At 38.5% G+C, this 6974-nt stretch carries 7 protein-coding genes and 1 pseudogene; 2 read left to right on the top strand and 6 right to left on the bottom strand.

What is annotated here, in order from left to right; translation table 11 throughout:
* Window positions 1–45 precede the first annotated feature (45 nt).
* Entirely contained in the window at window positions 46–687 is a 642-nt protein-coding gene (locus tag KIM67_RS12690; RefSeq protein ID WP_213831894.1) for an O-methyltransferase, read from the top strand.
* On the opposite strand, the gene KIM67_RS12695 is transcribed toward KIM67_RS12690, so the two are convergent.
* From KIM67_RS12695 to KIM67_RS12720, 6 genes are all read right to left on the bottom strand, one after another.
* Window positions 641–1225: a phosphatase PAP2 family protein gene (locus KIM67_RS12695; RefSeq protein ID WP_213831898.1), complete on the bottom strand. Its 585-nt coding sequence runs from the start codon at window positions 1223–1225 to the stop codon at window positions 641–643. The two genes, KIM67_RS12690 and KIM67_RS12695, sit on opposite strands and share 47 nt — an antisense overlap.
* A gap of 3 nt (window positions 1226–1228) precedes the next feature.
* Window positions 1229–1507: a twin-arginine translocase TatA/TatE family subunit gene (locus KIM67_RS12700; RefSeq protein WP_213831901.1), complete on the bottom strand. Its 279-nt coding sequence runs from the start codon at window positions 1505–1507 to the stop codon at window positions 1229–1231.
* Between the two features lie 82 nt (window positions 1508–1589).
* A complete protein-coding gene (locus KIM67_RS12705) occupies window positions 1590–3905 on the bottom strand; it encodes a M1 family metallopeptidase (protein ID WP_213831902.1) in 2316 nt (771 codons plus the stop codon).
* 60 nt (window positions 3906–3965) lie between these two features.
* Window positions 3966–4469 (bottom strand): DUF6702 family protein, encoded by a 504-nt coding sequence (locus KIM67_RS12710; RefSeq protein WP_213831904.1) that lies wholly within the window; start codon window positions 4467–4469, stop codon window positions 3966–3968.
* 69 nt (window positions 4470–4538) lie between these two features.
* Window positions 4539–5336, bottom strand: a complete 798-nt coding sequence (locus tag KIM67_RS12715; RefSeq protein WP_250149257.1) for a carboxypeptidase-like regulatory domain-containing protein — start codon at window positions 5334–5336, stop codon at window positions 4539–4541.
* A complete protein-coding gene (locus KIM67_RS12720; protein WP_213831906.1) occupies window positions 5326–6066 on the bottom strand; it encodes a carboxypeptidase-like regulatory domain-containing protein in 741 nt (246 codons plus the stop codon). The genes KIM67_RS12715 and KIM67_RS12720 overlap by 11 nt, the downstream gene beginning before the upstream one ends.
* 204 nt (window positions 6067–6270) lie before the next feature.
* Between KIM67_RS12720 and KIM67_RS12725 the strand changes: the two are divergent.
* A pseudogene (locus KIM67_RS12725) lies at window positions 6271–6974 on the top strand (hypothetical protein); the annotation flags it as partial.

The raw sequence follows: 6974 nt of genomic DNA on the forward strand, positions 1-6974 counted from the left end.
AAATACCAATGTAGTTCTTTTCTATATTTTTACGAAAATTTACGTATGCACTTTCTATCTTCCTTATTGGAAAATTATATCGCTGAAAATTCTGAAGCTGAACCAGAAATTTTGACAGAACTCACCCGGGAAACGCATTTAAAAGTAATACAGCCTAGAATGATCACGGGGCATTTTCAAGGAAGGGTACTGAGTTTGCTTTCAAAGATCATAGCTCCTAACAATATTCTTGAAATTGGGACCTATACAGGATACTCCGCACTTTGCTTGGCGGAAGGGCTTCAAAATGATGGGAAATTGCACACTATCGAAATCAATGAAGAACTTTATAAGCTACAGCGCACCTATTTTGATAAAAGCGAGCGTGGAGTTCAAATTAAACAACATATTGGGGATGCGCTGGATATTATTCCAAAGCTTGATATCTATTTTGATTTAGTATTTATTGATGCACAGAAAGTCAATTACGATGCCTATTTTGAAGCGGCTATCCAAAAAACAAAATCTGGCAGTGTTATCCTTACCGATAATGTGCTGTGGTCGGGAAAAGTGGTCGAACCTGTTTTGAAATCCGATAAAGCTACAGCCGCTTTGGTTGCTTACAACCAAAAACTAAAAAACGATTCTAGGGTAGAAACTGTTATCCTTCCTGTGAGAGACGGGTTGACTTTGAGCAGGGTGCTATAAAGCGATTATATAGTCTATAAAACAATACTGCCGATAAAATACCAACTAAAGCACCTACTAAAATATCCAAGGGATAATGTACGCCAACAAAAATTCGGCTCGTTGCAAATAGAATGGGCCAGATAAAGAATAAAAATGCCCATTTCAACTTTGTTCGTACGAAAAGAAAGAACAGAACGGTTATGGAAAAAGAGCTAGCGGCATGACCGGAGAAAAAACTGAAGTCCATAGGGGTTTTTAGAATGCGTATAAGCGTATTGATTTCCTCAGTATTGTTAGGTCTCAACCTTGCGACTGTAACCTTTGTCAAATTTGTTATCAAAATGATGAAAACTACAAGGCACAATGCAGTAGCCAATTTATAAAATGCTTCCAACGTGGAAAATTTAATAAAAAGAAGCACTATGAAAAATAAAAAGAGTGGTATCCATGTACTGATATTTGTGACCGTAGACCAAAAAACATCGTAATTCTCAACACCAAGGTTATTGAGATAGATGAAAGTATCACGATCCCATTCAAGAATTCTTTTCAGCATACATTATTTGGTGCTTCTCTTTACTGACCCGGTCACTTCGTCAACATTTTTTTTGACCTCTTCCAACTCTTTTCTAATGTCTTTGGTAAAATCGGTATCGATACCTTGTTTATCTGCGCTTTTTTGGATTTCACGCTTTATATCATCCGTAGCATCCCGTAATTGTCGCATTCCTTTACCCAGTCCTTTGGCGATACCCGGAATTTTATCCGCACCAAATACCATAACCACTATAAAGAGGATAAAAAAAATCTCTGCGCCGCTTATAAATAGAAAATGCATAGGACAAATATAATGAGAAGTTGTTTGCAAATAAAAAAAGCCCTGTGAAATCACAGGGCTTCTACTAATTTAGTATTGCTTTCTATTCTCCTTTGATATTTTGCTTAAACTTATCAAAGTCCGATTTTTCTTCTTTTATAGGCCAAGAATTATTGGCTGTATCAATATCGGCAGTCTCCAGTTTAGGATCTATAACAATTCCCACCAACTCCTTTTGGGATGAAAATACTCTACTTACTTCAGCGTCGTTCATCCTCCATATTTCAGCGGGATAAGTAATATTTTCTTTGGTTCCATCCGCATAAGTATATTCAACGATCAAAGGCATAGGCATACCTCCTGGCTTATCGAAGGTTACCTCATAAAAATATTTTGGCTCTTTAACCTGAGCTCTTTCCGCTTCGGTCATATTATCCATCATAAACTCTTTTAAGCTTTTAGAAGTTTCCGTTGGGGCTTTTCCCTTAAGTTCTGGAACAAAGTCTTCACTATCTTCTTCTGCCAAATAAACCAAAGGTGGCATATCAGCTTCCGTTAAATTTCTATCTGCCATATACTTTTCCATTTCTTTTGTAGGCTTATTGGAAACATAGTATTTTTTGACACCCTTAACACCTATATCCACATAATTTGTAGTGTAGAACCATCCTCTCCAAAACCAATCAAGGTCTACTGCAGAAGCATCTTCCATGGTACGGAAGAAATCTTCCGGTGTAGGGTGCTTAAACATCCAACGTTGCGCATACGTTTTGAACGCATGATCAAACAACTCTTTGCCCATAACAGTCTCCCTAAGAATATTCAATCCCGTTGCAGGTTTACCGTAGGCATTAGGACCTAAGCTGTATACGTTCTCTGGGTTCGACATTATTGGTGACATATAGTCTTGGTCTCCGCTCATGTAGGGAACAATCTTTGCGGGCGCTCCCCTTCGAGAAGGATAAGCACTGTTCGGTGCTATTACATCTGGATATTTTTCACCAAATTCCTGCTCGGTCAAATACTGCATAAAGGTATCCAGACCTTCATCCATCCATCCCCACTGACGCTCGTCTGAGTTTACGATCATTGGGAAGAAGTTATGACCTACTTCATGGATGATTACACTTATCATTCCATATTTGGTTCTATCGGAATAGGTACCATCCTCATTTGGACGTCCATAGTTCCAGCATATCATAGGATATTCCATCCCTTGGTTTTTTGCATGAACTGAGATGGCCTTATGGTATGGATAGTCAAAAGTGAATTTTGAGTACGTCTCTAATGTTTGAACGACGGCCTTGGTAGATTGTTCTTCCCAAAGTGGATTACCTTCCTTTGGATACATAGAAACGGCCATAACATCCTTACCGCCAATTTTAACGGCCTGCATGTCCCATATAAATTTTCTGGATGTTGCAAAACCATAGTCACGTACATTGGTAGCTTTAAATTTCCAAGTTTTTTTCTTTTCTGAAAAACCTTTTTCAGCAGCTTCTGCTTCTGCTTGTGTTACAATAAGGACAGGCTTGTCATATGATTTTGAAGCTTGCTTGTAACGCTTCATCATATCTTTGGAAAAAACCTCGTCCCTGTTCTGCAATACACCTGTCGCATCTAAAATATGATCAGCTGGGACGGTAATATTCACATCGTAGTCACCAAAAGGAAGTGCAAATTCTCCACTCCCCCAGAATTGGTGGTTTTGCCAGCCTTCAACATCACTGTACACGGCCATCCTAGGAAAGAACTGGGCAATCACGTAGGCACGGTTGCCATCTTTGGCAAAGTACTCATATCCAGAACGGGCCCTATCTACGGTATGGTCTGGAATATTATACCACCATTTGATGGAAAATGACATTTTCTCTCCACTCTTAAGAGGTTGAGCTATATTCAAACGCATCATGGTTTGATTAATGGTATAGGAAAGTGGTTTGCCATTGGCATCTTTTACAAAATCAATGTTAAACCCTCCATCAAAAGGTTCGGTTACAAAAGTCTTCGCAAAATTACCTGTGGTGTAGGCGAAATTTACACCATCGCCATTTCGTAAAGGGGATTTTGAATCCTTGGCACGTACATTCTGGTCCAATTGTACCCAAAGAAATTCCAAATCGTCAGGCGAATTGTTATAATAGGTAATGGTTTCTTCACCATAAATTTTGGCATTTTTATCATCTAGTTCAATGTCCATGACATAATCTGCCTGTTGCTGGTAGTAATCAGGTCCTGGTGCACCAGAAGCAGAGCGATAGGTGTTTGGAGTCGAAAATTCCTCGTACAACTGTTTAAACCTACTTTGGTTATAATGACCTGGCTTCCTGTCATCTTTCTCATTTCCTTCTTCTTGTGCTATGGCCGTAGCTCCAAATAGAAATAAGAGGGAAGCAAAACAATACGTAATCTTGTTCATTTTCTTTTTGATTTTAAAACAGCGGAAAATAACTTTTTTTAACCAATATTTAAGAATAGCTTAGAAGTTTAACATTCCTTTATTATTCTCCCTGATCAACACAAAACTTTTCTTTTGATCTTTCCATTTTAAATGGACTATGTTTTTTTGTTCCTCGAACATATCGGTTAAAATCTCATTTTGTACAGAAATCGATTTTAAGGTAGAAAGATCAATATCTGCCAGTTCCAAATAACAAATGATGACATCGTTGTCATATTTTTTACCCAAAAAAGAATAGGCAGCGACTTCACCATTCAATGCTACGGTAAATTTTGCCCTAAAATATTTTTCTATGTATTCGTCTGCGATCTTTGCTTCATTTTGGGTGGCAAGTTTTGGGTTTATGCCATAACGTTCTTCCAAAACAGTCTCCAAATCATCTATAAAAATTCTACTGGTAATCTGAAAGGAGGCATCTTTTTCAGAATAATTGATATTGGTTATGCTTACATAAAATTTATGCGAAGTGAAGCTTAGAAGCGGTATTACAATTACTAAAATTGCAATAAAAATCTTTTTCATTCTTTTATTTTTCTGGTCAAATGTAAACAAACGCTATGCCAACCTATTTTGGAATGTATGATAAAAATATCAGTCCAAGTCGTTGTTTTCCCGATACGCCCTGCTTTTTAGAATCAGATAGTCCAATATTCTCAAACGGTCTTTGGAATCGACAGCTTTTTGAAATTGTTCGTCCACTTCACAGAAATACATAAAATCATCTATGCTCCCTACAGGGATTTTTAAGGTGCTTATAAAAAGAGAATCTATATAAAAATCCTGAACCCGTTGGGTCCGTGCATAGGTCTCGTCTACTTTGACCCTGTTCTTGAGCATTTTGGTTCGTCCTGTAATGGCATTGATTATAGGGTCCAAAGGAGGGCTAAGTATCATAGCGACATTAAACTTTCCAAAAGTTGCCTGTTGTAACTTACGTTCGCTTTGGGTCGGTATTTTGCTATGGGCATTGGGCAGTCCCAAAGCTTCTGCACTAACATCTTTTTCAAGTTGTAAGCCACCTATATCTTTCCCTAAATCTCCTGATAGATCAAAAGGCTTTACAACGACCTCCTTCAGTTCGTTCACAAATTCTTCCAAAGGAACGGTCACAAAATTTGTATTTAAAATGTCCTCGGTAACAGGCAGTACTTTTCTCCTAAACTGCACAGCAGAAAAAACCAAGGTATCGTTACGTTGTACTGCGATGGAAAAGTTGCCATCCATATCGGTGATTACCGCATTCTTGGTGGTTATGTTCTGGACCACTACCCCAACAACATCTTTACCTTTACTGTATACTTTTCCCTTTAATTGTTTTACATCACTTTTTTGAGCATTGGTCGAAAACATAGCTGCAACCAACAACAAGAAAAAGAGCTTATTCCTCATTCAATTCCGCTAAAAAAGTTTTGCTATGGGTAACCAGAAAATCGATTAACTGGAATTCATTTTCCTTTCGCAGTAATGACTGTGAAGGAACTTTATCGTCGCAATAGATTAAAAACGCATCTATTTTATCTTGAGGCAATTTTAAGTCCACTACGAAAAACTCGTCATCATACACTTGTCGCAATACTTCACTAACCTTTAGGGGTTCTCTATCGCTTCCATCCTCTTTCTTGGCCATAAACATCGCCTTAAAAAGATTCACAAAATTAAGTCCGTCCCGCATACCCCGTGTGGTCTGGGATTCCGCTATATTTTCCACCTCTGTTCCCCTATCGATCTCATAATCAAATCGCTTAAAATCCTCATTTTTCACCTCCAGAAACCGCTTTTGATTTTCGGGAGAAACAACAACCTCGTCCAATTTTGTCACCTTTTCAGAGACCTCTACGACCAGTCTGTTATTATTTAGAATTTCGGGAGTTATGGTGATGACTTCCAATTGAAAGTTTACCGCAGTAAAAACAAGTTGATCACCCTCTTTGACCAGAATAGCGAACTCTCCATCATCGTTGGTGATGGTGGCGGTTTCCGAAGTAGAATTGATAACATTTTCATTGGGAACATTACCTCCCTTGTACAGCACCTTACCGCGTAAAACCTGTCTATTGTCTTGCGCAACAATAATGCTTGTAAAAGTTAAAAAAAGTACAACCAGAAACGTATTTTTCATGTGAGCGCTTTTTTAGCCAGAGTTAAAGAAAACCTTTGAACGGCATAAAAAAAATAAACTTGTTTTAAACTTTTGTTAATTCTCTTAAATCAACCAAAGAACAAGGAAGTCCGTTTACCATAAAACTAAGGCATTTTGACGGTAATAATTAGAATACTGGAGCAATAAGGTTAGTTTTGGTTTTACGTTTTGAAAATCCTCCAAATGTCAAACACTGTGAAAACTTACGTTGCTTCCTTACTGTTTTGCCTTCTCATGGCGGTTAATCTTCAAGGACAGATCAAAATCGGTGAAAACCCCCAAACGTTGGACCCTGCTTCGGTCTTGGAATTGGAAAGTACCTCTAGAGTACTTGTGATAACGCGGTTGACCGACACACAGATGAACAACATTACGCCCTTGCGTGGAGCGCTGGTATACAATACGGACGAGGAATGTATCCATTATTATGATGGGATACAATGGGTGAATATCTGCGAAGCGTTGGACAATTCCTTCACCACAACTACCGAAGCAATCTTTAATACCGCTTCCATGGACAATACAGTTGTGGTAACTCAAGTTGATGACAACTATAATTTTGAGGTAAACCTAATCACTGGGGATAACATAATAGATAATACGATTTTCGGTAATGATCTTGCATTTAGCACGATTACGGACCAACAGTTACAAGATGGCGCGGTTACTTTAAGTAAGCTAGCAGACGGAAATGTAACCTCTTCTGGACAGCTTTTACGATGGGATGGACTTACATGGAATCTCATTGAACAATCTAGTCTGATTGTAACAGAAGTAGACGGCGATATAACTAACGAACTACAGGATTTGAGCATTACAGGGAACATCCTGAGCCTGAGCGACGACCCAACCGCAGTACCCATTGACTTGAGCACATACGTCAACAA

It is taken from the genome of Flagellimonas sp. 389 (assembly GCF_018449435.1).
In the GTDB taxonomy this organism is placed as follows: domain Bacteria; phylum Bacteroidota; class Bacteroidia; order Flavobacteriales; family Flavobacteriaceae; genus Flagellimonas.

Bases quoted from the DNA above. Each gene is read 5' to 3' on its own strand.
- KIM67_RS12720 (WP_213831906.1), bottom strand. From the start codon at position 6,066: ATGAAAAATACGTTTCTGGTTGTACTTTTTTTAACTTTTACAAGCATT.
- KIM67_RS12700 (WP_213831901.1), bottom strand. From the start codon at position 1,507: ATGCATTTTCTATTTATAAGCGGCGCAGAGATTTTTTTTATCCTCTTT.
- KIM67_RS12710 (WP_213831904.1), bottom strand. From the start codon at position 4,469: ATGAAAAAGATTTTTATTGCAATTTTAGTAATTGTAATACCGCTTCTA.
- KIM67_RS12695 (WP_213831898.1), bottom strand. From the start codon at position 1,225: ATGCTGAAAAGAATTCTTGAATGGGATCGTGATACTTTCATCTATCTC.
- KIM67_RS12705 (WP_213831902.1), bottom strand. From the start codon at position 3,905: ATGAACAAGATTACGTATTGTTTTGCTTCCCTCTTATTTCTATTTGGA.
- KIM67_RS12690 (WP_213831894.1), top strand. From the start codon at position 46: ATGCACTTTCTATCTTCCTTATTGGAAAATTATATCGCTGAAAATTCT.
- KIM67_RS12715 (WP_250149257.1), bottom strand. From the start codon at position 5,336: ATGAGGAATAAGCTCTTTTTCTTGTTGTTGGTTGCAGCTATGTTTTCG.